Annotated in this window: 26 protein-coding genes and 1 tRNA gene; 16 read left to right on the forward strand and 11 right to left on the reverse strand. The window is 61.1% G+C overall.

What is annotated here, in order from left to right:
• Positions 1–1464: sodium-translocating pyrophosphatase (locus tag Q1J79_RS06000; protein ID WP_300297874.1), on the forward strand; the 1464-nt coding region annotated here is incomplete at its 5' end.
• 62 nt (positions 1465–1526) lie between these two features.
• Here Q1J79_RS06000 and cobS read toward each other — a convergent pair.
• Positions 1527–2462, reverse strand: a complete 936-nt coding sequence (gene cobS / locus Q1J79_RS06005) for an adenosylcobinamide-GDP ribazoletransferase (protein WP_300297877.1) — start codon at positions 2460–2462, stop codon at positions 1527–1529.
• Between cobS and cobT the strand changes: the two genes are divergently transcribed.
• Complete coding sequence (gene cobT, locus Q1J79_RS06010; RefSeq protein WP_300297880.1) at positions 2461–3480, forward strand: nicotinate-nucleotide--dimethylbenzimidazole phosphoribosyltransferase; 1020 nt, start codon at positions 2461–2463, stop codon at positions 3478–3480. The genes cobS and cobT overlap by 2 nt on opposite strands.
• A 10-nt stretch (positions 3481–3490) precedes the next feature.
• Here the strand turns inward: cobT and Q1J79_RS06015 are convergent, their stop codons facing one another.
• Positions 3491–3949, reverse strand: a complete 459-nt coding sequence (locus tag Q1J79_RS06015) for an outer membrane protein assembly factor BamE (protein ID WP_300297883.1) — start codon at positions 3947–3949, stop codon at positions 3491–3493.
• Positions 3950–4048: 99 nt separating this feature from the next.
• Here Q1J79_RS06015 and Q1J79_RS06020 point away from each other — a divergent pair, with 99 nt between their 5' ends.
• From Q1J79_RS06020 to Q1J79_RS06055, 8 genes are all read left to right on the forward strand, one after another.
• On the forward strand, positions 4049–4597 hold the full coding sequence (locus Q1J79_RS06020) for a ubiquinol-cytochrome C chaperone family protein (protein WP_300297886.1): 549 nt from the start codon (positions 4049–4051) through the stop codon (positions 4595–4597).
• Between the two features lie 92 nt (positions 4598–4689).
• Positions 4690–5259, forward strand: coding sequence for a DUF177 domain-containing protein (locus Q1J79_RS06025; RefSeq protein WP_300297888.1), 570 nt, complete (start codon positions 4690–4692; stop codon positions 5257–5259).
• 112 nt (positions 5260–5371) lie between these two features.
• On the forward strand, positions 5372–5557 hold the full coding sequence (rpmF, locus tag Q1J79_RS06030; protein WP_300297891.1) for a 50S ribosomal protein L32: 186 nt from the start codon (positions 5372–5374) through the stop codon (positions 5555–5557).
• Positions 5517–6692, forward strand: coding sequence for a phosphate acyltransferase PlsX (plsX, locus tag Q1J79_RS06035; protein ID WP_367182962.1), 1176 nt, complete (start codon positions 5517–5519; stop codon positions 6690–6692). The genes rpmF and plsX overlap by 41 nt, the downstream gene beginning before the upstream one ends.
• Positions 6686–7660: a beta-ketoacyl-ACP synthase III gene (locus Q1J79_RS06040; RefSeq protein ID WP_300298080.1), complete on the forward strand. Its 975-nt coding sequence runs from the start codon at positions 6686–6688 to the stop codon at positions 7658–7660. The genes plsX and Q1J79_RS06040 overlap by 7 nt, the downstream gene beginning before the upstream one ends.
• Positions 7661–7793: 133 nt before the next feature.
• Positions 7794–8123 carry an integration host factor subunit alpha gene (locus Q1J79_RS06045; protein ID WP_300297894.1) on the forward strand — a complete coding sequence of 110 codons (330 nt, stop codon included), beginning with the start codon at positions 7794–7796 and terminating at the stop codon, positions 8121–8123.
• 26 nt (positions 8124–8149) lie between these two features.
• Positions 8150–8668: a MerR family transcriptional regulator gene (locus Q1J79_RS06050; protein ID WP_300297898.1), complete on the forward strand. Its 519-nt coding sequence runs from the start codon at positions 8150–8152 to the stop codon at positions 8666–8668.
• A 119-nt stretch (positions 8669–8787) separates the two neighbouring features.
• Positions 8788–8864: transfer RNA gene (locus tag Q1J79_RS06055), tRNA-Pro, on the forward strand.
• 112 nt (positions 8865–8976) lie between these two features.
• On the opposite strand, the gene Q1J79_RS06060 is transcribed toward Q1J79_RS06055, so the two are convergent.
• The 3 genes from Q1J79_RS06060 to Q1J79_RS06070 all read right to left on the reverse strand — a co-directional run bounded on the left by Q1J79_RS06060 (position 8977) and on the right by Q1J79_RS06070 (position 10337).
• On the reverse strand, positions 8977–9132 hold the full coding sequence (locus Q1J79_RS06060) for a hypothetical protein (RefSeq protein WP_300297900.1): 156 nt from the start codon (positions 9130–9132) through the stop codon (positions 8977–8979).
• Between the two features lie 306 nt (positions 9133–9438).
• Positions 9439–10029 (reverse strand): hemerythrin domain-containing protein, encoded by a 591-nt coding sequence (locus Q1J79_RS06065; RefSeq protein WP_300297902.1) that lies wholly within the window; start codon positions 10027–10029, stop codon positions 9439–9441.
• A gap of 95 nt (positions 10030–10124) precedes the next feature.
• Positions 10125–10337 (reverse strand): heavy-metal-associated domain-containing protein, encoded by a 213-nt coding sequence (locus Q1J79_RS06070; RefSeq protein ID WP_300297941.1) that lies wholly within the window; start codon positions 10335–10337, stop codon positions 10125–10127.
• Between the two features lie 202 nt (positions 10338–10539).
• Here Q1J79_RS06070 and yajC point away from each other — a divergent pair, with 202 nt between their 5' ends.
• The 4 genes from yajC to Q1J79_RS06090 all read left to right on the forward strand — a co-directional run bounded on the left by yajC (position 10540) and on the right by Q1J79_RS06090 (position 13958).
• Positions 10540–10890 (forward strand): preprotein translocase subunit YajC, encoded by a 351-nt coding sequence (yajC, locus tag Q1J79_RS06075; RefSeq protein ID WP_300297943.1) that lies wholly within the window; start codon positions 10540–10542, stop codon positions 10888–10890.
• 95 nt (positions 10891–10985) lie between these two features.
• Entirely contained in the window at positions 10986–12602 is a 1617-nt protein-coding gene (gene secD / locus Q1J79_RS06080; protein WP_300297946.1) for a protein translocase subunit SecD, read from the forward strand.
• 13 nt (positions 12603–12615) lie between these two features.
• Positions 12616–13569 carry a protein translocase subunit SecF gene (gene secF, locus Q1J79_RS06085; RefSeq protein ID WP_300297949.1) on the forward strand — a complete coding sequence of 318 codons (954 nt, stop codon included), beginning with the start codon at positions 12616–12618 and terminating at the stop codon, positions 13567–13569.
• A gap of 14 nt (positions 13570–13583) precedes the next feature.
• Positions 13584–13958 carry an Mth938-like domain-containing protein gene (locus Q1J79_RS06090; RefSeq protein ID WP_300297951.1) on the forward strand — a complete coding sequence of 125 codons (375 nt, stop codon included), beginning with the start codon at positions 13584–13586 and terminating at the stop codon, positions 13956–13958.
• A 6-nt stretch (positions 13959–13964) separates the two neighbouring features.
• Here Q1J79_RS06090 and Q1J79_RS06095 read toward each other — a convergent pair whose 3' ends face one another.
• Positions 13965–14543 (reverse strand): urate hydroxylase PuuD, encoded by a 579-nt coding sequence (locus Q1J79_RS06095; protein WP_300297954.1) that lies wholly within the window; start codon positions 14541–14543, stop codon positions 13965–13967.
• Here Q1J79_RS06095 and Q1J79_RS06100 point away from each other — a divergent pair.
• Complete coding sequence (locus Q1J79_RS06100; RefSeq protein WP_300297957.1) at positions 14542–15573, forward strand: squalene/phytoene synthase family protein; 1032 nt, start codon at positions 14542–14544, stop codon at positions 15571–15573. The two genes, Q1J79_RS06095 and Q1J79_RS06100, sit on opposite strands and share 2 nt — an antisense overlap.
• Here Q1J79_RS06100 and trmFO read toward each other — a convergent pair.
• From trmFO to uvrA, 4 genes are read right to left on the reverse strand one after another with little or no spacing between them, the layout of a single operon-like run.
• A complete protein-coding gene (trmFO, locus tag Q1J79_RS06105; protein ID WP_300297960.1) occupies positions 15570–16940 on the reverse strand; it encodes a methylenetetrahydrofolate--tRNA-(uracil(54)-C(5))-methyltransferase (FADH(2)-oxidizing) TrmFO in 1371 nt (456 codons plus the stop codon). The two genes, Q1J79_RS06100 and trmFO, sit on opposite strands and share 4 nt — an antisense overlap.
• Entirely contained in the window at positions 16927–17511 is a 585-nt protein-coding gene (locus tag Q1J79_RS06110) for a RecX family transcriptional regulator (RefSeq protein ID WP_300297963.1), read from the reverse strand. The genes trmFO and Q1J79_RS06110 overlap by 14 nt, the downstream gene beginning before the upstream one ends.
• 17 nt (positions 17512–17528) lie before the next feature.
• Positions 17529–17933: a heme-binding protein gene (locus Q1J79_RS06115; RefSeq protein ID WP_300297965.1), complete on the reverse strand. Its 405-nt coding sequence runs from the start codon at positions 17931–17933 to the stop codon at positions 17529–17531.
• A gap of 24 nt (positions 17934–17957) precedes the next feature.
• Positions 17958–20846 carry an excinuclease ABC subunit UvrA gene (uvrA, locus tag Q1J79_RS06120; RefSeq protein ID WP_300297968.1) on the reverse strand — a complete coding sequence of 963 codons (2889 nt, stop codon included), beginning with the start codon at positions 20844–20846 and terminating at the stop codon, positions 17958–17960.
• A 114-nt stretch (positions 20847–20960) separates the two neighbouring features.
• Between uvrA and ssb the strand changes: the two genes are divergently transcribed.
• Complete coding sequence (ssb, locus tag Q1J79_RS06125) at positions 20961–21458, forward strand: single-stranded DNA-binding protein (RefSeq protein WP_300297971.1); 498 nt, start codon at positions 20961–20963, stop codon at positions 21456–21458.
• A gap of 72 nt (positions 21459–21530) precedes the next feature.
• Here ssb and Q1J79_RS06130 read toward each other — a convergent pair whose 3' ends face one another.
• Positions 21531–21932, reverse strand: coding sequence for a hypothetical protein (locus Q1J79_RS06130; RefSeq protein ID WP_300297973.1), 402 nt, complete (start codon positions 21930–21932; stop codon positions 21531–21533).
• Positions 21933–22060: the final 128 nt, after the last annotated feature.

The raw sequence follows: 22060 nt of genomic DNA on the forward strand, positions 1-22060 counted from the left end.
GTGATCGCCGACAACGTGGGCGACAATGTCGGCGACTGCGCCGGCATGGCTGCCGATCTATTCGAGACCTATGCGGTGACTATCGTCGCCACCATGGTTCTGGCCTCGATCTACTTCGCCGCCGACGCTGCGGTGGTGGCCAAGTTCATGGCCTATCCGCTGGTCATCTCGGGCGCCTGCATCATCACCTCGGTGATCGGGACCTACTTCGTCCGCCTCGGCAGCAGCCAGAACATCATGGGCGCGCTGTACAAGGGCCTGATCGTGACCGGCGTTCTGTCGGCCATCGTCTTGTGGCCGATCACCTCCTGGGTATTGGGCGGCATGGACGTGCAGTTCACCGCGGGAAGCAAGACCTTCACCGCCCAGAATCTGTTCTGGTGCGGCATTGTTGGTCTTGTCGTCACGGCCCTGATTGTCTGGGCGACCGAGTATTACACCAGCACGGAATACCGGCCGGTACGGAGCGTGGCGCAGGCCTCGACCACGGGTCACGGCACCAACGTGATCCAGGGCCTCGCGGTTTCGATGGAGGCGACGGCATTGCCGGCGCTGTTCATCGTTGCCGGCATCATCGGGACCCACATGCTGGCTGGCCTGCTTGGTATCGCCATCGCGGTAACCACCATGCTGGCGCTTGCTGGTATGGTCGTTGCCCTCGACGCCTATGGCCCGGTTACCGACAACGCCGGCGGCATCGCCGAAATGTCGGACCTGCCGAAGGACGTGCGCAAGACAACCGATGCGCTCGACGCGGTCGGCAACACCACCAAGGCCGTTACCAAGGGCTACGCCATTGGTTCGGCGGGCTTCGGCTCGCTGGTGCTGTTCGCCGCCTACACAGAAGACCTGAAGTACTTCTTCAAGGGCGTCACTATCGACTTCAGCCTGAGCAACCCCTATGTGGTTGTCGGTCTGCTGATCGGTGGTCTGCTGCCGTATCTGTTCGGTGCCATGGGCATGACGGCAGTTGGCCGTGCGGCTGGCTCAGTCGTTGTCGAAGTGCGGCGGCAGTTCAAGGAAATCCCTGGCATCATGGAAGGGACGGCCAAGCCGGACTATTCCAAGGCGGTCGATCTTCTGACCAAGGCGGCGATCAAGGAGATGATCATCCCCAGCCTGTTGCCCGTACTCAGCCCGATTGTCCTGTACTTCGTGATCTCCTGGATCGCCGGCCAGGCTGCGGCTTTCGCCGCGGTCGGCGCCATGCTGCTCGGCGTGATCGTCACCGGCCTGTTCGTCGCCATCTCGATGACGGCCGGTGGCGGCGCCTGGGACAACGCGAAGAAATATATTGAGGAAGGCCATCATGGCGGCAAGGGCTCAGACGCCCATAAAGCCGCTGTGACCGGCGATACCGTTGGCGATCCATACAAGGACACGGCTGGTCCGGCCGTGAACCCGTTGATCAAGATCACCAACATCGTCGCGCTGCTGCTGCTCGCCGTGCTGGCGCACGGCTGATCTCAGCGTTCCGTATCGGAATGGGAAGGGCCGGGGCAACCCGGCCCTTTTTCTTTATTGGCTTAGACTGGCACTGTCGCGGCACTGATCGCCAGTAACGCGGCGATTTCCGTCACCTGCTGTACGGCACCCAGGACATCGCCGGTATGACCCCCGATCTGGCGGTAGGCGAGATATGCCATGCCAAGAGCCAGGACTGCCACGGCGCCCAAGGCAAACAGGAATGCCATTCCCGGCAGCAGCAGGAAGGCGATGGCAACTGCCAGGATCAGGGCGGCCAGGGCTGAGCCAAGCGGTACGGCGCCGCTGCCGGCAGCGAGGCCATCCTGGCGGGCGGGCGGCAGCAGATACCAGGTGACGACCATGGCGGCTCGCGACAGGGCGGCGGAAGCAACAAGCGCGACGATGACCGCCCCGGTATGGCTGATGGTTTCATCGAGTTCGTCGCTGACGGACAGTAGATTGCTCGCCAGTTCCTGCAGGGCGGAAAAACGCAGGCTGAGGGCGACCAGCAATGCGATTACACCATAGGTACCGATGCGGCTGTCGCGCATGATTTCCAGTTTGCGATCGCGACTGTGGCCACCACCAAAGCCATCCGCCGTGTCCGCCAGGCCATCTTCGTGCAATGCGCCAGTCAGCAATACCTGCGCCCCGATTGCCAGCAGGGCTGCTGTCGAGATGCCAAGGCCAATCCGGTTGCCAATGAAAAAGATCGTGCCGCCACCCAGACCGACCAGAATTCCCACAACGGGGAATACCCAGGCAGCGTGCGCAACATCCCCTGCCGCATCGTTCACGCGCGGCATTGGCAAGCGTGTCAGGAGCATCAGCGCAAGCCGCAGGTCGCTGAACCATTGATGGCGACGGCGCGGTTGTTGATGATTGTCAGGCGAATCGGGGGGTGTGCTGCTCATGGTCCGTTGCGATCCGGGCTTGGGTGGCTTATAGCACGCCAACCCCGTCTCGACGACGCTTGGCAGGCAGAACGAACCCATGACGCAACCGTTCCGAGATATTGCAGCCATCCGGGCCGCTGCGGCCAGTCTTCCTGATGCCGATATTACCGCCGTTGCATCGGCCCGTGCGCGGGATGGTGAACTCACCAAGCCCGCCGGTGCGCTGGCCCGCCTGGAAGAGTGCGTTTTTCACCTGGCCGGCTGGCAGCATCGGGCGATGCCCCGGCTGGAAGCCATTCGCATTGCGATCTTTGCCGGAAACCACGGCGTCACGGCCCGCGGGGTATCTGCCTATCCCGCCGATGTCACGGTACAGATGGTGGCGAATTTCGAGCGTGGCGGAGCCGCGATTAACCAGCTTGCCAGGCTGCACGGCGCGACCATGTCGGTTGCCGCACTCGATCTGGATCGGCCAACCAGGGATTTCACGATCAGCGCAGCAATGGATGAGGCCGAATGCCTGGCTGCGGTCAATGCTGGTGCCGCCGCGGTGCCTGCACAATGCGATCTACTGATTCCGGGCGAGATGGGAATCGGCAATACAACAGCGGCCGCAGCCCTGGCAGCAGCCCTGTTTGGCGGCAACGTCGCAAGCTGGGTTGGGCCGGGAACCGGCGTCAGTGGTGATGCGCTCAGCAACAAGATCAGCGTTGTCGATGCTGCACTCAAATTCCATGGCGAAACCTTGGGTGACCCATTGGAAGCCTTGTGTCGGGTTGGTGGCCGCGAACTGGCCGCCCTGTTCGGCGCCGTACTGATGGCGCGTTTACAGTCGGTCCCGGTGCTGCTGGATGGTTTTGTGGTCGGTGCGGCGGCGGGCGTGTTGGCTCGCCTGAACCCAGCGGGTCTGGATCATTGCCTTGCCGGACATGTTTCGGCAGAGCCGGGACACCGGCAACTGCTGGCCAAATTACAGAAGGCGGCGTTGCTGGATCTGGGGATGCGGCTGGGCGAGGGGGCTGGGGCTGCGGTTGCCATCGGTCTACTAAAAGCCGCCGTGGCCTGTCATGCTGGCATGGCGACCTTTGCTGAAGCCAGCGTCAGCCAGCGCAACTAGTCGAAAACCGCTACTTGCTGCCGTTCGCCTCTTTGCTGAATCGGCCGAAATTGCCGAACAGCTGTTCCAGCACTGTGAGCTCCTTGCCACGGGTCGGCGTCTCGCGCTCCACAAAGGCGACTGGCTTGCCGTCCTTCATGCCATAGCGCTTGATGTCCTTCACCTTGCTGTCCTTGTCGAAGGCGATGGACAGGACCTGTTGGTCAATCAGCTCAGGGGCAAGAAAAGCAACGGCCTCGGTTTCGCTCGAGATGTAGTAGTAGGTCACGCCCCAATCGGGAAAGGTCGACACGGTTGATGGTGAACCGAGCAGGGCGCCAACCTGGGCTTCGGTTGTCGTGCCAACCTGAATCTGCTTCAGCTTGTCTTCCTCAATGGTCGCGCCGCGATAATCCTGGCGCGGGGCACAGGCGGCGAATGTCAGGAAAACAGCGGCGGCCAGAAGGCCGCTGCGGAAACGGTTCAGCATGGCAGAAGACTCGCTCTAACGAGGGCGGCATACTATCTTCTGTCGCTCCGAAAGGCAAATGTCCGGCCCGGCCTTGTCAATATTGTGTCGTAAAATCATATGCTTGCTAGAATTTTATCAATTTTTGCTGGAAAACAGCCCGACGCCCGGGCCGTAGCCCTCTATCGCAACATCGTCGCGCAATCACGCCATGGGGGCTTCTACCGCGACCATGGCGTGCCGGACAGCCTGGATGGCCGATTCGACATGATCGTGCTGCACAGCTTCCTGGTGATGCGCCGTCTGCGGCGGATCGGCCCCCCGGCAGAGCAACTCAGCCAGCAGCTTTTCGACCTGATGTTTGCCGATATGGATAGCAACCTGCGGGAAATCGGGGTCGGCGACCTCAGTGTGGGCAAGAAGGTCAAAGCCATGGCCCAGGCCTTCTATGGCCGGGTCGAATCCTACGAAGCAAGTCTACAGGCCCAGGGTGACGGGCCCCTGTGCGAAGCCCTGGCCCGGAACCTCTATGCTGGCAAGCTGCCTCCGGATGCGCCGGCCCTGGCGGCGGTTGCTGCCTATATACGGCAGGCGGATAACAACCTGACGGCCCAGCCGGATACCGAAATACTGGCGGGAAACCTCGCTTTTCCCGTCATATCGGGCTGAGATTGGGCCGGACAAAGCGGTTGACCGGGGGGCGGCAAGCCCCTATGTTCCGCCGCCTTGACCGCCCCCGGTTGGAATCAAGAGGATAAGCCGTGTCGAAAGGCGCGCCTGGCAACGAATTCAGCCATGTCGTCGAGGTTGACCGGATTGGTCCCGAAGGCCTGACGCTGGTACTGACGGCTAATGAGCATGCCCGTGCAGCCCTGGCACGGCGGTTTCGTATTCCGGCCGTGTTGTCATTGGCGGCGAAGGTCAGGCTTCTGCCTGATCCGGCAGTCGGCCGACAGTATCTGGTCAAGGGCGAGATCGACGCCGAAGTCGAGCAGACCTGTGTCGTGTCGCTCGAACCGGTCCGGCAGCGGGTCACGGAGAGTTTTGTCCGCCGGTTTGCTCCGGCCGACATGATTGCGCCGGAGGCCGATCTGGGCGAGGACGAAGCGGAATGGCTGGATCCAGATGCCGAGGATCCGGTTGATCCGATTGAAGGCGGGCAGATCGATGCCGGCGCCGTGGTGGCCGAGGAACTGGCCCTGGCGCTGGATCCGTATCCGCGCAAGCCCGGAGCGGGCCTGCCGGAGGGCTATCGTCAGGACGCAGAGGAGGAGGCCAAAATCAGCCCCTTTGCCGCGCTGGCGAAGCTGAAGGCGGGAAAAAAGGATTGAGGGAAAGCGCTTGGTCCCCGGGCGCGCCAAGAGTATATAGGCGGGGATTCTGAGCCGAAGCGGTCGACGCGCATGCGGGCCCGCAGCGCGCGAATAGTGAGAGAGATGTGTCATGGCTGTTCCGAAGAAGAAAAAGTCCAAGTCGAAGCGCGACATGGGCCGTTCGCATGATGCGCTGAAAGGCAGTGCTTATGTCGAATGCTCGAATTGCGGCGAGCTGAAGCGCCCGCATCACGTTTGTGGTGCCTGCGGCCATTATGACGGCCGCGAGGTGGTTGCGAAGACGGCTGCCGCCTGAGCCATTCAGGCACAGGCATTGGATCGGTAAGGGCAACGGTGTGACCGCGGCCTTAACCATTGCGCTCGATGCCATGGGGGGCGATCACGCTCCTGATATGGTGATCAAGGGCGCTGCGGCATTGCTGCCGCGTTTCCCGCAGGTGAAGTTTATCCTGTTCGGCGACGCTGGACAGGTAGAGCCTTTGCTGCGCCGCTTTCCGACGCTGAAAGAGCGCTGCGAATTGCGGCACACAGCCGAGAAGGTCGCCAGCGAAGACAAGCCGGGCCAGGCATTGCGCCGTGGCCGCAATACCAGCATGCGGTTGTCGATCGATGCCGTGGCTAATGGCGAGGCGCATGCCATCGTATCGGCCGGCAACACTGGCGCGTTGATGGCGATGGCCAAATTCGTACTGCGCACGCTGCCGGGAATTGAACGGCCCGCGATTGCCTCGTTCCTGCCGACGATGAAGGGCGAAACCGTCGTCCTCGACCTTGGCGCCAATGTCGAATGCGACGCCCGCAATCTGGTGCAGTTTGCCGTCATGGGCGCCAATCTGGCGCATTCGGCGCTGGGCCGGCATCGGCCGCGCGTTGGGTTGCTGAACGTCGGCGTCGAAGATGTGAAGGGCCATGACGAGGTGAAGGCCGCGGCCGAAATGCTGCGCGCGGTTGCCAAGCCCCCCTTCGAATTCGTCGGTTTCGTCGAGGGCAACGATATTGCCGGCGGCGAAGTTGATGTGATTGTTACCGATGGCTTCACCGGCAATATTGCGCTGAAGACCGTTGAGGGCACGGCGAAATTGATGGCGTCGCTGCTGCGCTCCGCGTTTCAGCGTTCGATTTTCACCAGGATTGGCTATCTGTTTGCCAGTTCCGGCCTGGCGATGCTGCGCGACCGCATGGATCCTCGTTTTTATAATGGCGGCGTGTTGCTGGGCCTGAACGGTATTGTCGTCAAAAGTCATGGCGGCACGGACGATGTCGGGTTCGCAGCGGCGCTGGAAGTTGCCATCGATATGGCGCAGGATCGCTTGATCGAGCGGATCAAAGCCGACTTCTCTGGCGCCTTCGCCGACTCCCTGACGGCCCAAACGGCTGCAGGCGAGGCCAATCAAACAGAACAGCAAGAGTCGCGTGCGGGGGTATCATGATTCGCTCAGTCGTCGTTGGGTGCGGCAGCTATCTGCCAGAGCGAATCCTGACCAATGCCGACCTGGCAAAGATGGTCGATACGTCCGACGAATGGATTGTTGAACGCACTGGCATCCGGCAGCGCCACATCGCCGCCGATCATGAAAAAACCTCGGACCTCGCGATCAAGGCCGCCCAGGCCGCACTAAAAAATGCGGGCCTCACTGGCGCCGATATTGATCTGATCGTCCTTGCCACGGCCACGCCGGACCAGACTTTTCCGGCCACTGCCTGTCGCGTGCAGGCGGAACTGGGCATGACCCGGGGATTTGCCTTCGATGTGCAGGCCGTTTGCTCGGGTTTCATTTATGCGCTGGCCACGGCTGACAATTTCATCAAGGCTGGGCAGGTCAAGACGGCGCTGGTGATCGGCGCGGAAACCTTTTCGCGCATCCTGGACTGGACCGACCGCACGACATGCGTGCTGTTTGCCGATGGCGCCGGTGCTGTGGTGCTGCGCGCGGAAGAGGGCAAGGGCACAACTGATGACCGGGGCGTACTGACCACGCATCTGCATTCCGATGGCCGTCACAACGACCTGCTGTATGTCGATGGCGGGCCGTCCAGCACGCAGACGACGGGTTATGTCCGCATGCATGGCAAGGAAGTGTTCCGCCATGCCGTGGTCAATCTGGCAGATGTCGTTAAAACGACTTTGGCGGCTGTCAACATGAAGCCCGAGCAGATCGACTGGCTGGTGCCGCACCAGGCCAACAAACGCATCATCGATGGCACCGCCCGCAAGCTCGGCATGACCACCGACCGGGTGGTCCTCACGGTCGATCACCATGGCAATACCTCGGCAGCCTCGGTGCCGCTGGCATTGGCCGAGGCGGTGGCCGATGGCCGGATCAAGCAGGGGGATGTTCTGCTGCTGGAAGCCATGGGCGGCGGTTTCACCTGGGGCAGCGCCCTGGTCCGCTGGTAATCTCTCCCCAAAGTGGTGTTTCTCATGTTTTTCCCGCCAGCCGCGCTGGCGATTCGGCCAAGGTCTTATTGACGGCTGGCTGGGGTTAAGTTAGCGTCCTCACAATAAAATTTGCCAAAAGGGGGCGTTGGTGATGACCGGTAACACCTTGACGCGGGCGCAACTCAGCGAGGCGATCTACCAGGAAGTCGGGCTGTCGCGCAGCGAGTCCGCCCAGCTGGTTGAAACCGTGCTGAACGAAATCATCGACAGCCTGATCGCCGACCATATGGTGAAGATCTCCTCTTTCGGCACCTTCCAGGTCCGCTCGAAGGGGGGGCGCATGGGGCGCAACCCGAAGACCGGCCAGGAAGTGCCCATCGATCCGCGCAAGGTACTGGTTTTCCGCGCCAGCCATGTGCTGAAGGAAAAGATCAACGCCGGCATGCATGCGGCAAGCCAGCAGGCTAAGGCCGCTACCTGAGATTTGCCGGCAGGTTACGGGTATTCATGGCAGACGGCCTCGATCACAAGACCAAGGGAATAAAACAGCCGGCAACAGCAAAAGCCAAGGCCGGCGCTGCTTTTCGCACCATCGGCGAAGTCGCTGACCAGCTCGATTTACCGCAGCATGTTCTGCGGTTCTGGGAAAAGAAATTCCATCAGATTCGTCCGGTGAAACGCAACGGCGGTCGGCGCTATTACCGTACCGAAGACATCGCGCTGCTGGGCGAAATCCGCATCCTGTTGCACGATCAGGGCTATACGATCCGCGGCGTGCAGAAATTGCTGCGCGAGGGCGGACTGGCTAAGGCGGTACGCGCACGCGCCCAGCAAGACAAGACGCTGGCAACACCTGCAACCGGGGCTTCCGGCTTTAGGGCGACAAAACCAGCCGGACAGGACCGCCAGATCGGCATGCCCTTTGACCTGCTCAACGACATGGGCAGCCTGCGCCAGGCGCTGAAAACCTGCCTGAAAGAGCTGGAAGGCATCCATGCCGACATCGTGATGCGGCAGAATCGTTGATCGCAGTGTCGATATTTCAATAGCTTGACGTGGTTGCGCCATGGGGGGCTGCTGGCTATAGTGCGCGCCGCCCGATTGCCCGCCGCCTGCTTATCCTGGCCGCTGGCGATCGGCTCGGTCGGAGCGTAGCGCAGCCTGGTAGCGCATCAGTCTGGGGGACTGGGGGTCGTGGGTTCAAATCCCGCCGCTCCGACCATTTATTCTTCCCCGAATCGTTCGATAGTCGTAGTGCACCAATATTGCAGGATGTGGCGATAAGCCATTGGTGCAATGTCATAAACTCCGCTGATCACATACTATGCGGGAAATTAACCATTTCCAGGCGTGTGATGCAGGCAGGCGGCGGTGATTACGAGATTCCCGAAATACGCTTCGGTAACAGCAGCGACTTTGTTCACATCCAAGTCCAGAAAAATATCCTGGCCGTTGTCGTGGTTGGCGCGCCTGCAGGCCAGTTGCTGCACGATGCAATTCTTCACGGCTTGACGCGGGGCTGGCTACAGCCCGGCATGCCAACCTTGGTGGATGCCCGTAAATTCCAGGGTCGGGTCGATTGGTCATCGCTCCGAGCAATCAGCCAGATGACAGATTGGGGGCGACAGCAAACAACGAGTTCGCGGGTTGCGTACATCACGCGAGATCCACTGTTTTCCTTGTTGGTGAGGGCGGTCAGTACAATGTTCCCCGACAGCCGGCATCGGATATTCGCGGATCCCCCCGCAGCTCTTCACTGGCTGAAGGCTGAGCCATCGCCAGTATCGTAAGGAAACTCAACTCCACCTGGCGCCGACTCCGATCGGTGCGGGTGCCCGGCTGACGATTTTGCTCAGCATATCCTGATAGTGATCCTTGGCGCCGGAGCCGATCAGGGGATCGCTGTTGCTGCGGAAGGCCGCATTGATATCGGCCCAGTCCTGCGCATTCAGCCGTGCTTCCGCCAGAGGAAAGACCTGCTCTTCCTCCAGACGCATGTGGCTCCAGTGGAATTCGGCATACTGCTTGACCAGTTTGCGGAAATTCTCGCGAGCCTCCGGCTTTCCCGGATGCTGCTCGAAACGTTTCAGGGCCCGCCGCAGGCCGGCCATCAACTCGCCATTCTGTTTATGCTCGGTTTCAAGCGCGTCCAGCAGTCCGACCGCATCTGGTGCCCGCAGGCGGAGTTGGCGAAACAGGTACTGGTCTTCTTTCGGGTGATGAAAGCGGTCAGGGAATTCATCGATGTATGCGAGCATCGCGAACAGTAAGCCGAAATCGGGTTTTACGCTCTGCCGCTCCAGGCTATCAACGATACTGAGCAAGCCTTGTAGCACCGCCGCAAGCGTACGGTGTTCGGCGCGAATGATAGTGATAGCCTCCTGCATGGACGGTCTCCTGTTGCGTCTGCACAACAGGATGCCACCGAAGGCTGCAGCCGCGTTGATCTACCGCAAATTATGGCAGGGAAGGCGGGAAACCATCAGGCCTGGTCACTGTCGAGGATACCGTAGCCGGCATCCCGGATGGCGTTGCGCACCACGGATTGGCGATCGGTTGGCAGATCCCGGAATCGAACCTGTTTCCGCGGCAGGTCGACCTCGAAGGCGAGGCCGGGGGCGGCGTTGCTGATCGCATTGCTGATCGCCCGCTTGCAGGCGTCGCAACTCATGCCTTCAATGGTCAGGATATGCATGGGCTGGATTATAGGGGGAAAGGGTCGTTCCGACCAGTCCGGAGGCCGCGGCTGACCGTCGCAGGCAATTGAAATATATGAATTTTCCATTCCGGATTACCCCCGGCGGGAAGGGGAGAGATACTTGCAATCCGACCGCCCGCCGCTATAGTCCCCCTCTCGCGCCGGACGACCCGGCGAACAATCATACAGGGAGCTTTACATGCTGATTTCCGAGGCCTACGCGCAGGCAGCCGGCGGCACCACCGACATGCTGACCTCGCTGCTGCCGCTGGTCCTGATCTTCGTCGTCTTCTATTTCCTGCTGATTCGTCCCCAGCAGAAAAAGATGAAGGAACACAAGGCGATGATCGAGGCGGTGCGGCGCGGCGACGTGGTCACCACCTCGGGCGGCATTATCGGCAAGGTTGCCAAAGTGCAGGAAGATGGCGTTGTGCAGATCGAAATCGCCGACGGTGTGAAGGTGAAGGTGGTCAAGGGCACCATTTCTGAAGTCCGCTCGAAGGGCGGTGACGTCGACGATGACGACAAGTCCGAAGCCAAGGCAGGCTGAAGTATAGACCGATTGCCGGCGCTGCTTGCAGCGCCGGTTTTTTATTCCTTCCGGCCTTTTCGCTTGATTGCCGAGCTGGCTGAAGAGGTATTCCGATGCTTTATTTTGCACCCTGGAAAACCGCTCTGGTGCTGCTTGTCACGCTGGCAGGCCTGATCACTGCAGCGCCGAATCTGCTGTCCAAACAGCAGCTTTCCACCCTGCCGTCATGGATGCAGCTGCCACAGATCAATCTGGGCCTGGATTTGCGTGGCGGTTCACACCTGCTGCTGGAAGTTGATACATCCGCGGTTCTGCGTGAACGCCTTGAAGGCATCGTCGAGGGAACCCGCGAAGAGCTGCGCAAAGACCGCATCGGCTATACCAATCTGGGTATAGCGGGTGGCAATGTCGTTAGCCTGCGTTTGCGCGACCCGGCCCAGGCGGGCCGTGCCCGCGAACTGCTGATCAAACAGGGGCAGCCACTGCAGGGTGGGGCTTTCAGCCTTGGGGCCGCTGCCACCGACCTGCAGGTTGAAATCTCTCCGGAAGGCGTCGTGCGGATGACCCTGTCGGAACAGGCTGTACGCGAACGTGCCCGCTCGGCTGTGGCGCAGTCTATGGAAATCGTTCGCCGGCGCATCGACCAGACTGGCGTCAACGAGCCCACCATCCAGGTGCAGGGCAGTGATCGCATTCTGGTCCAGTTGCCCGGCGTCGACGATCCAGAGCGTATCAAGCGCTTGCTGGGCACCACCGCCAAGCTGACCTTCCGCATGGTCGATACGAATGCCGATCCGAACATGCCGGCCCCGCCGGGCGCCGAGATCCTGGAAGGCGACAAACCCCGCGTGGCGAATGCTCCGGTTGAGCGTTACGTGGTCAAACGCAAAGTCGAAGTTGCCGGCGACAACCTGGTGGATGCCCAGGCCGGCTATGACCAGCGCAGCGGCCAGCCGATCGTTTCATTCCGTTTCGATACCGTTGGCGGCAAGCGTTTCGCCGAAATTACTCAACAGTCTGTTGGACTGCCATTCGCCATCGTGCTGGACAACAAGGTGCTGAGCGCACCGGTGATCCGTGAGCCGATCCTGGGTGGATCAGGTCAGATCAGTGGAAATTTCAGCGTCACGGAAGCCAATGACCTGGCCGTTCTGCTGCGTGCCGGCGCCCTGCCGGCGCCACTCAAGGTGATTGAGGAACGCGTGGTCGGTCCCGATTTGGGCGCGGATGCCATTCGGGCCGGTATAATTGCCATTATCATTGGTTTTGTGCTGGTCAATATTTTCATGATTGCCGCTTACGGACTGTTTGGCGTGTTTGCCGTTATTGCCGTGACGCTGAACCTGGCGCTGATACTCGGCATCCTGTCGACCATGCAGGCCACGTTGTCGCTGCCCGGCATTGCCGGTATCCTGCTCACCATCGGCATGGCGGTGGATGCCAACGTGCTGATCAACGAACGCATCCGAGAAGAAGCGCGCCTCGGGAAATCGGTCATCGCGTCCTTGGATGCCGGCTTTTCGCGCGCATTTTCCACCATTCTAGACTCAAACCTGACAACGCTGATTGCCATGGCGATCCTGTTTGCGGTCGGCAGCGGGCCGGTGCGTGGTTTTGCCGTGGCAATTTCCGTTGGCATTGTCACTTCGATGTTTACCGCGATCACTGTGGTTCGGCTGATGATGGTGCTGTGGCTCAAATCAACCAAGCCGAAATCATTGGCTGTGTAAGGGAAGCCGCGCCATGTTCCGTCTGCGTCTGGTTCCGGAAAAGACCAACATCAAGTTCATGAAAGGCCGCTTCGCCGGCCTGGCGGTATCTGCCTTCCTGTCGATAGCGTCAATTGTATTGTTCTTCTATCCTGGCCTGAATTACGGCATCGATTTCAAGGGTGGCATCCTGATGGAAGTGCGCCTGCCGCAGGCGGCCGATTTCGGCGCGTTGCGCGGCCAGATCGGCGGCCTCAATCTGGGTGAAGTCGCGCTGCAGGAATTCGGATCCTCGCGCGACGTGCTGATCCGGCTGGAACGACAGGGCGAGTCGGACGAGGCGCAGAATCTGGCGGCGCAAAAGGTGCGTAGTGAACTGACCTCCGCTTATCCGGGCGCGGAAGTCCGCCGCGTCGAGGTGGTGGGCGGCAAGGTTAGCGCAGAGCTGTTCCAAAGCGGCCTGCTGGCTGTCGTGCTGGCTCTGGCCGGCATTGCCATCTACATCTGGTTTCGTTTCGAATGGATGTTTGCCTTCGCTGCCTTGGTTACGCTGCTGCTGGATATTACCAAGATGGTCGGTTTTTTTGCTGTTACGCAGTTACCGTTCGGGCTTACGGCCGTGGCGGCGGTACTGACCATCATCGGCTACTCGATCAATGACAAGGTGGTGGTCTATGACCGCATGCGCGAGAACTTGCGCAAATACAAGACCATGCCCCTACGCGAATTGATTGATCTCAGCATCAACGAAACGCTGTCACGCACCATCTTCACCTCGATGACCACCTTCCTGGCTATGATACCGCTGGCCTTCATGGGGGGAGAGGCTGTCGAGGTTTTTGCGATCGGCATGCTGTTTGGCATCGTGGTTGGCACGTCATCGTCGATCTTCATCGCGGCGCCGCTGGTTCTGCTGACCGGTGAGAAGTGGTTGCGCCAGAAGAAGGCCGCCGAGGCTGCGGCCAAGGCCGCACCACAGCGGCCGTAGGCCGGAGGCAGGGTATGGACCTGCTGCCCCGTATTCCGGCCGACCGGCAGGTGATCAACGCCTATGGCGATGGTGGTTTCCGTATCTCGGGCCGGCATTGGACCGAATCCGTGTTGGTCTTCCCCAGCCAGACGCTGCCCTGGAGCATCACCGATATCGGCATGCTGAGCATCGACTCGTTGGCCCCGGCATTCGAGGTTGAGCCAGCCGCAGAATTGCTGCTGATCGGCTGCGGCCCGAGCATGGTGTTCATCGATAAAGAACTGCGGGCGCAAATTCGCGCCATGGGTCTGGTGATCGAGGCGCTAGATACCGGCGCGGCCTGCCGCACCTATAACCTGCTGATGGGGGAAGGGCGACGGGTAGCCGCCGCCCTCATACCCGTCTAGGCCTGATTACCAGGCGCCGCCATTTTGCTGCGCCACCATGCAATACAGCATCGGGATCGACAGCGCGAAGTTGGTGCGCGACGCCAGCATGGCAAAGCGTGCCGCCTTGGCCTTGGCTGCATCGTCGGCAGGCACGATGCCCAGAGCCTTCTTCTGATTCGGCCAGATCACAAACCACACATTGGCGGCCATGAAGAGGCCGAGATACATGCCAATACCGATGGTGCGGCTGCCTTCCTGCAGCATGAAGGCCTGATGGCCGTAACCGTTAAGCACTGAGAGCACCAGTCCGGTGACGACAGTGGCTAGAGCCGCCCAGCGGAACCAGAACAGGGCCTCGGGAGCGATGAACTTGCCCACCGCCGGCTTCAGTTCGGCGGGAATTTTCGGCATGGTCGGGATCTGGACGAAATTGAAATACCAGAGCAGGCCGACCCACAGGATGCCCGACAGGACGTGCAGCCAGCGGAAGAAGAAACTCAGGAATGCCGTGTCAAAGCTGCGATGGATCAGAAAAAACAGGATCAGCGCCAGAACGACGCCTGCGCCGAGCGCCTTGTAGAGATTTTCAAGAATCTTTGCCATGATGCGTTCCTTATCGGTGTTTACGGTTGTTGCCGTTCGTTATGCTGGCTTCCCCGACGCAGAGGCAGATCACAGCAAGAGATGCGACTCGCGCCATCCGCGTGCAACACCGCTGCGATTCTCATGCTTTCGATTCGCTGCCAGAGGCTATCATAAATCTCGGTGGCGACAAGCGATCTTCCGGAATTCAACCAGCCGTGGCATGACCGAATCACCTGATCAATATTGCAGCCGGGAAGTCCGCCGTGCCGATCCGGATCGCTGGCTGACCACGCTGTTTGCGCCTGATGCCCGTCGGCCGGGTCTGCTGGCGCTGTATGCTTTTAATGCCGAAATCGCGCGGGCTCGCGAAGCCGTCAGTCAACCGATGATCGGTCAGATTCGCCTGCAATGGTGGCGGGAAGCCTGGGCAGGGATCGTTGCTGACCAACCACGGAACCATCCGGTCGTCCTGGCGCTGCATGCCCATTGCCGCGCTCTGGATCAAGTCGATGTTCTGGCGCTGATCGATGCGCGCGAGATCGACATGGCCGATAGCCCGCCGGCTGATATGGCCGCGCTCCTGGAATATGCGGAAGTCAGTTCTGCTCCTCTGATGAGGCTGGCGGCACAACAACTCGGGGCCACATTGCCGTCGGCGGTAGCCAGGGAGGCAGGCATTGCCTATGCGCTCACCGGACTGCTGCGCGCCACGCCGCATCTGGTGGCGCAGAAGCGCGTGATGCTGCCGGCTGCTCTGCTTGGCGCCCACGGCTTGACGCCGGATGACATGCATCAGCGTGATGTGAGCGCCGGTCTTGCCGCCGTGCTGGCCGAGGTTGCGGAAGAGGCTGGGCGCAGGCTGCAGGTGGCGCGGCAACACCGCCTGCCGCGCACCACGCTGCCGGCTGTGTTGCCGGTAACGCTTGCCGGATTACATCTGCGGGCTTTGGCACGACAGCACTATGATGCCATTGCCGCAGAAACGGCCGTGACGCCGCTGCGCCGGCAGATGGCGCTGCTCTGGGCTTCTCTGCGCGGGCGGTTTTAGGCTGCCGCGGCGGTTTTGCCGTTCAGCCACTGGCCTAGATCGGCCAGGGCGCGGCGGCTTAAGAAGCGTTTGCGGTCGTCCTTGCGCACATCGCCGGGCGGTGGCGGGAACAGCCCGAAATTCACGTTCATCGGCTGGAAGTGTTTTGCGTCGGCACCGCCGGTGATGTGGCTGTGCAACGCGCCAAGCGCCGTAGTTGGCGGCGGGGGCACCTGCTCGCCGCCCAGACGCTGGGCCGCGGCCATGCGGCCGGCAATCAGGCCAATCGCGGTGCTTTCCACATAACCTTCGACGCCGGTGACCTGGCCGGCAAAGCGCAGGCTCGGCATGGCCTTCAGTCGCAGTTGCACATCCAGCAGCTTGGGCGAGTTGAGGAAGGTGTTGCGGTGGATGCCGCCCAGGCGGGCGAATTGCGCATTTTCCAGGCCCGGGATCATACGGAAAACGCGCACCTGCTCGGCATGTTTCATCTTGGTCTGGAAGCCGACCATGTTGTAGAGCGTGCCGAGCTTGTTATCCTGCCGCAATTGCACCACGGCATAAGGCTTGCGTCCGGTGCGTGGATCGATCAGGCCGACCGGTTTCATCGGGCCGAAGGTCAGCGTGCGCGGGCCGCGCTCGGCCATCACCTCGATCGGCAGGCAGCCCTCGAAATACGGCGTGTTCTTTTCCCAGTCCTTGAATTCCGTTTTCTCGGCCGCCAGCAGGGCGGCATGGAATTCAAGGTAATTCGGCTTCTCGAAGGGACAATTGATGTAATCGGCGCCTTCACCTTGTTCGCCGCTGCCGCCGGGTCCCACCTTGTCGTAACGCGACTGGAACCAGGCCTTGTCCATGTCGATGCTGTCTTTGTGGACAATCGGTGCGATCGCATCGAAAAAGGCCAAGCTTTGCTCACCGGTCAGGTTGCGGATCGCTTCTGCAAGGGTCGGGGAGGTGAGAGGGCCGGTGGCGACGATCACGCTGTCCCAATCGGCCGGAGGCAGGCCGGCGATTTCCTCACGCTGCAGGGTAATCAGCGGCTCGGCTTCGATGGCTTTCTGGACTTCTGCTGAAAAGACATCGCGGTCGACCGCCAATGCGCCACCGGCCGGGACCTTGGCGATATCGGCCGCGCGCATGATCAGCGAATTGCAGCGCCGCAACTCCTCATGCAGTAGACCAACCGCGTTACTTTCGGCATCGTCGGAACGGAAGGAATTGGAGCAGACCAGCTCGGCTAGGCCGTCACCCTGATGAGCATCGGTCTTGCGCACCGGGCGCATCTCATGCAGCACCACGGGCACGCCCAGACGTGCGACCTGCCAGGCGGCTTCCGAGCCGGCCAGGCCGCCGCCGATGATATGGATGGGCTTATTCTGCGTCATGGATAATCTCCTCGAGCGCGGCGACGCTGTCGGCGCTCAGAATCTTCGTTGCAATCGCCTGGCTGAAACCGCGACGCGCCAGGGCGCCGAGGTCTTTCTGCCGCATGGCCCGGCGTTCCTCCGGGTCGGCGCGATAAGGACCCAATTTGCGCTTCCGGGCGAAGGCGGCTGCTGCCGGCAGGTCAGAGACCGGCGCATGGCTCTCATCCTGCAGGCGTTCCAGCGCCGCCGCCACATCATCACGGCCGACGCCCTTGATAGCGAGGGTCTGCCTGATGCGACCAAGCGATTTTCCTTCGGCATAAAGCCGACGGACCCGACCAACAGCATAGGCCTGGTCGTTCAGCAGGTTGGAGCGCTGCAGCTTTGCGATCAGATCGGCGATCCAGCCAGCAGCTTCGCCTTCGCTTGGTGAGCCATGCTCCTGGATCGAGCGTTTCACCTTTCGCTCGAGAACTCGGCGCAGATTCTGCGCCGAGCTGCTGTAGCGTTCGAGATAGAACAGCGCCGCTTTTTCAAGATACCCGGGGGTAATCTTCTTCGGGATCTTTTTCTGGCGGCCGGCCGGCATGGCGAAAACGGAAGAACTCAGCCCGGCAGCCTGGCAATGCCTGCGCGGGCAACCTCGGCATCTTCCGACGATTTCACGCCGGAAACGCCCACGCCGCCAATGCAGACGCCATCCACCATGACCGGCTCGCCGCCTTCCAGCAGCACCAGATCAGGGACCGAGAGGAAGGCATTGCGGCCGTTGCCGACGATCTCTTCCAGTGCCTTGGTCGGCTTGCGGGCAAAAGCGGCGGCCTTGGCCTTGCCCTGGCTGATCCAGGTCGACTGGATGGGGGCGCCGTCAAGGCGCTGGAAATGTAGCAGGTGGCCACCATCATCGGTGATGGCGATGCTGACCTTCCAGTCATTCTTCTTCGCCTCGGCCTCGGCTCCGGCGGCAATTTTCTGGACATCGTCGAGGGTCAGCGCCTTGCGGGTAATCATGGATAGGGTTTCCCTTTTTTGCGGTTACTCCGCCGCATCGCGGCGGGCCTTCTTGGCAGGAGTGGCGGCGCGTTGCACCGCCGGCTTGAGATAGTCTTTCAGATACTGGCCGGTATAGCTTTCCTTCACCTTGGCGACATCTTCCGGCGTGCCCTGGGCAACAACGCGGCCACCGCCGCTGCCGCCTTCCGGGCCCATGTCAACGATCCAGTCGGCGGTCTTGATCACCTCGAGGTTATGCTCGATTACGATCATGGTGTTCCCGGACTCAACCAGGGTGTGCAGCACCTCGAGCAGCTTGCGCACATCCTCGAAATGCAGGCCGGTGGTCGGCTCGTCGAGAATATAGAGGGTGCGGCCGGTCGCGCGCTTGGACAATTCCTTGGCCAGTTTGACGCGCTGCGCCTCACCGCCCGACAGGGTCGTGGCCGACTGGCCGATCTTGATATAGCCTAGTCCAACCTTTTCCAGGGTTTCCAGTTTCTCGCGGATGGTCGGCACCGCCTTGAAAAACTGGGCACCGTCTTCCACGGTCATGTCGAGGACATCGGCGATCGACTTGTCACGGTAGTGGATTTCCAGTGTCTCGCGGTTATAGCGCTTGCCCTTGCAGACGTCGCATTGCACGTAGACATCGGGCAGGAAATGCATCTCGATTTTGATCAGGCCATCGCCCTGGCAGGCCTCGCAGCGGCCGCCCTTGACGTTGAACGAGAAGCGGCCGGGCGCATAGCCGCGCGCCTTGGCCTCGGGCAGGCCAGCGAACCAGTCACGGATTGGCCCGAAGGCACCGGTATAGGTGGCCGGGTTGGAGCGGGGCGTGCGGCCGATCGGCGATTGGTCGATATCGACAATCTTGTCGAGCCATTCCAGGCCTTCGATGCGGTCATGAGCGCCGGGGATTTCCCGGCTGTTGTTCAGCTTGCGTGAAATCGCCTTGAACAGCGTTTCGATGGTCAGGGTCGACTTGCCGCCACCAGATACGCCGGTGACGCAGGTGAAGATGCCTAGTGGAAATTCAACCGAAATGTTCTGCAGGTTGTTGGCCCTGGCGCCGATCACCTTCAGGGTTTTGTTGGCAACGCGCTTGCGGCGCTGTTTGGGCACCGGCACGGAGCGGACGCCGGTGAGATACTGGCCGGTAATCGATTTTTTGGCGGCCATGATGTCTTCCGGCGTGCCTTCGGCGATGATCTCGCCGCCATGCACGCCTGCCGCCGGGCCCATGTCGATCACATGGTCGGCGGTGCGGATCGCTTCCTCGTCATGCTCGACCACCAGCACGGAATTGCCGATGTCGCGCAGGTGCACCAGGGTTTCCAGCAGCTTGGCATTGTCGCGCTGATGCAGGCCGATTGAAGGCTCGTCAAGCACATACAGCACGCCCGTCAGGCCCGAGCCGATCTGAGAAGCCAGGCGGATGCGCTGGCTTTCGCCGCCCGAGAGCGTACCGGATGATCGTGACATCGACAGGTAATCGAGGCCGACATTGACCAGGAAGCCGAGGCGGTCGTTGATTTCCTTCAGGATGCGCGAGGCGATATCCTTTTCCTTCGGCTTCAGTTTCCTGGTCAGATCGAGAAACCATTGCCGGGCATCGAGGATGGAGAATTCGCAGACCTGACCGATATTCAGACCGCCGACCCTCACCGCCAGGGCCTCCGGCTTCAGGCGATAGCCGCCGCAGGTTTCGCAGGCGGTCTGCGACTGATAGCGCGAAAGTTCCTCGCGAATCATGTCGGATTCGGTTTCGCGCCAGCGCCGCTCCAGATTGGGCAGTACGCCTTCGAACGGCCGCTTCACCGTGTAGGTGCGCATGCCGTCGTCATAGGTGATCGGCACGATATCGTCTTCCGAGCCATGCAGGATGGCTTTGCGTGTCTTGGCCGGCAGTTCCTTCCAGCGAGCCGCCAGCGAGAATTTGTAGAACTTGGCCAGACCTTCGAGGGTCTGAAGGTAATAGGGCGAAGGCGTGGCGGCGCGCGACCAGGGTACGATGGCGCCATCGCGCAGGCTGATATTCTCGTCTGGCACCACCATGGCAGCGTCGAAATACATCTTCGATCCGAGCCCATCGCAGGTCGGGCAGGCGCCATGCGGGCTATTGAACGAGAACAGTCGCGGCTCGATCTCCTCAATGGTGAAACCGGAAACCGGGCAAGCGAACTTGGCCGAGAAGATGGTGCGCTCGTCCTTGTCGGCATTCTCGGCGAAGGCGATACCGTCGGCCAGGCCTAGCGCGGTCTCGATGGAATCCGCCAGGCGGGTCTGGATGCCGTCACGCACCACCACGCGGTCGACCACCACCTCGATATCGTGCTTCAGCTTTTTGTTCAGCGCCGGGACCTCGGCGATCTCGTGCAGCTTGCCGTCCACCTTGACGCGCTGGAAGCCCCGCTTCAGCAGATCCTGCAGCTCCTTTTTGTATTCACCCTTGCGGCCGCGCACGATAGGAGCCAGCAGGTACAGGCGCGTGCCCTCCGTCATGGCCATCACGCGATCAACCATCTGGCTGACCGTCTGGCTCTCGATCGGCAGGCCGGTGGCGGGTGAATAGGGCACGCCGACACGGGCATAGAGCAGGCGCAGGTAATCGTAGATTTCGGTTACGGTGCCCACCGTGGAACGCGGGTTCTTCGAGGTCGTTTTCTGCTCGATGGAGATTGCCGGGCTGAGGCCATCGATGTGATCGACATCCGGCTTCTGCATCAGTTCCAGGAACTGGCGCGCATAGGCCGACAGGGATTCGACATAACGCCGCTGTCCCTCGGCATAGATCGTGTCAAAAGCCAGCGAGGACTTGCCGGAGCCGGACAGGCCGGTCAGGACGACTAGCTTGTCACGGGGAATGTCCACATCGACATTCTTGAGGTTGTGCTCACGGGCACCGCGGACCGAAATGAACTTCTGCATGGTTTTTTGCGCCGAGTCTCTGGGGGGCCGAATATTGCGCTTTTCAGGACAGTTCTTCACTATACGCCATTCACATGATATAAGATCACTTCGTGAACGGATAGGGGTTAAGATATGGCTGGCAGCGTCAACAAGGTGATCCTGGTCGGGAATCTAGGGCGCGACCCCGAGATCCGTAGCATGCAGTCGGGCGAAGAGATTGCCCAGCTTTCCCTGGCCACCTCGGAAACCTGGCGCGACAAGGCCTCGGGTGAGCGCAAAGAGCGCACCGAATGGCATAGGGTGGTGATTTTCAACGAAAATCTGGTCAAGGTCGCCAAGCAGTTCCTGAAAAAGGGCTCCAAGGTCTACATTGAAGGTTCGCTGCAGACCCGGAAATGGACCGACAAGGATGGTGCTGAGAAATACACTACCGAGGTGGTGCTGCAGCGTTTCCGTGGTGAGCTGACCATGCTGGATGGCCGCGGCGAGGGCGGCGGGTCCTCAGGTGGCGACGATTACGGCAGCGGCGGGTCCTCGGGCGGATTCGGCGGCGGTGGTTCTGGCAGCGGCCGTTCGGGAGGCGGCTCACCGGCCCGGCGCGACGACCTGGACGACGAAATCCCGTTCTGAGCCTGCTAGGCCAGATCCCGGGAACATAAAAAGGCGCAGATTGTAATCTGCGCCTTTTTTGATGCCGGCGGACTACCGCCGCAGAAGCGATATCATCAGGACTCCCAGCCCGGCAGCAGTCCCGATGGCTGCCAATGGGTGTTCCCGTGCCAGCGGTTCGATCTGCCTGCGCAGTTTCTCCATGTCATCCTGCAGGCCATGGCTGGGCCGGTAGCGCCAGACCAGCGTCACCACGATACCGAGAAACACGATCATGCCGATCAGCGTGGCCCCGGCCGCCAGCGCGGCCCATGCAGGCAGCATGAGGGCGCCGTAGGCCAGAAACAGGGCCCAGCCGAACAGCATGAAGGCGGTCAACAGAGCTGCGCAGCCGATCACCCCAAGACTGGCAACGGCAGCAATACGCTGCCGTTGCCGTCGCGAGGCGGCTGCCTGCATACTGCCCAATAGCAATCTTGGCAGCAGGCCAGGCAACAGGCTTATCAGAGGGCTGAGCATTATTTACGCAGCAACAGCGTCAGCACCGCACCAGCGGCAAAGGCCGCCAGCAGGCTGCTGCCAGGATGTTCCTTAACGGTCTCCTCGACGCGGCCAAGCGCTTC

This window comes from Ferrovibrio sp., from assembly GCF_029255545.1.
Classification (GTDB): domain Bacteria; phylum Pseudomonadota; class Alphaproteobacteria; order Ferrovibrionales; family Ferrovibrionaceae; genus Ferrovibrio.

Coding starts and splice junctions, on each gene's coding strand:
- cobT (WP_300297880.1), top strand. CDS start 2,461: ATGACGCAACCGTTCCGAGATATTGCAGCCATCCGGGCCGCTGCGGCC.
- cobS (WP_300297877.1), bottom strand. CDS start 2,462: ATGGGTTCGTTCTGCCTGCCAAGCGTCGTCGAGACGGGGTTGGCGTGC.
- Q1J79_RS06015 (WP_300297883.1), bottom strand. CDS start 3,949: ATGCTGAACCGTTTCCGCAGCGGCCTTCTGGCCGCCGCTGTTTTCCTG.
- Q1J79_RS06020 (WP_300297886.1), top strand. CDS start 4,049: ATGCTTGCTAGAATTTTATCAATTTTTGCTGGAAAACAGCCCGACGCC.
- rpmF (WP_300297891.1), top strand. CDS start 5,372: ATGGCTGTTCCGAAGAAGAAAAAGTCCAAGTCGAAGCGCGACATGGGC.
- plsX (WP_367182962.1), top strand. CDS start 5,517: ATGACGGCCGCGAGGTGGTTGCGAAGACGGCTGCCGCCTGAGCCATTC.
- Q1J79_RS06045 (WP_300297894.1), top strand. CDS start 7,794: ATGACCGGTAACACCTTGACGCGGGCGCAACTCAGCGAGGCGATCTAC.
- Q1J79_RS06050 (WP_300297898.1), top strand. CDS start 8,150: ATGGCAGACGGCCTCGATCACAAGACCAAGGGAATAAAACAGCCGGCA.
- Q1J79_RS06065 (WP_300297902.1), bottom strand. CDS start 10,029: ATGCAGGAGGCTATCACTATCATTCGCGCCGAACACCGTACGCTTGCG.
- Q1J79_RS06070 (WP_300297941.1), bottom strand. CDS start 10,337: ATGCATATCCTGACCATTGAAGGCATGAGTTGCGACGCCTGCAAGCGG.
- yajC (WP_300297943.1), top strand. CDS start 10,540: ATGCTGATTTCCGAGGCCTACGCGCAGGCAGCCGGCGGCACCACCGAC.
- secD (WP_300297946.1), top strand. CDS start 10,986: ATGCTTTATTTTGCACCCTGGAAAACCGCTCTGGTGCTGCTTGTCACG.
- secF (WP_300297949.1), top strand. CDS start 12,616: ATGTTCCGTCTGCGTCTGGTTCCGGAAAAGACCAACATCAAGTTCATG.
- Q1J79_RS06090 (WP_300297951.1), top strand. CDS start 13,584: ATGGACCTGCTGCCCCGTATTCCGGCCGACCGGCAGGTGATCAACGCC.
- Q1J79_RS06100 (WP_300297957.1), top strand. CDS start 14,542: ATGATGCGTTCCTTATCGGTGTTTACGGTTGTTGCCGTTCGTTATGCT.
- Q1J79_RS06095 (WP_300297954.1), bottom strand. CDS start 14,543: ATGGCAAAGATTCTTGAAAATCTCTACAAGGCGCTCGGCGCAGGCGTC.
- trmFO (WP_300297960.1), bottom strand. CDS start 16,940: ATGACGCAGAATAAGCCCATCCATATCATCGGCGGCGGCCTGGCCGGC.
- Q1J79_RS06110 (WP_300297963.1), bottom strand. CDS start 17,511: ATGCCGGCCGGCCGCCAGAAAAAGATCCCGAAGAAGATTACCCCCGGG.
- Q1J79_RS06115 (WP_300297965.1), bottom strand. CDS start 17,933: ATGATTACCCGCAAGGCGCTGACCCTCGACGATGTCCAGAAAATTGCC.
- uvrA (WP_300297968.1), bottom strand. CDS start 20,846: ATGCAGAAGTTCATTTCGGTCCGCGGTGCCCGTGAGCACAACCTCAAG.
- ssb (WP_300297971.1), top strand. CDS start 20,961: ATGGCTGGCAGCGTCAACAAGGTGATCCTGGTCGGGAATCTAGGGCGC.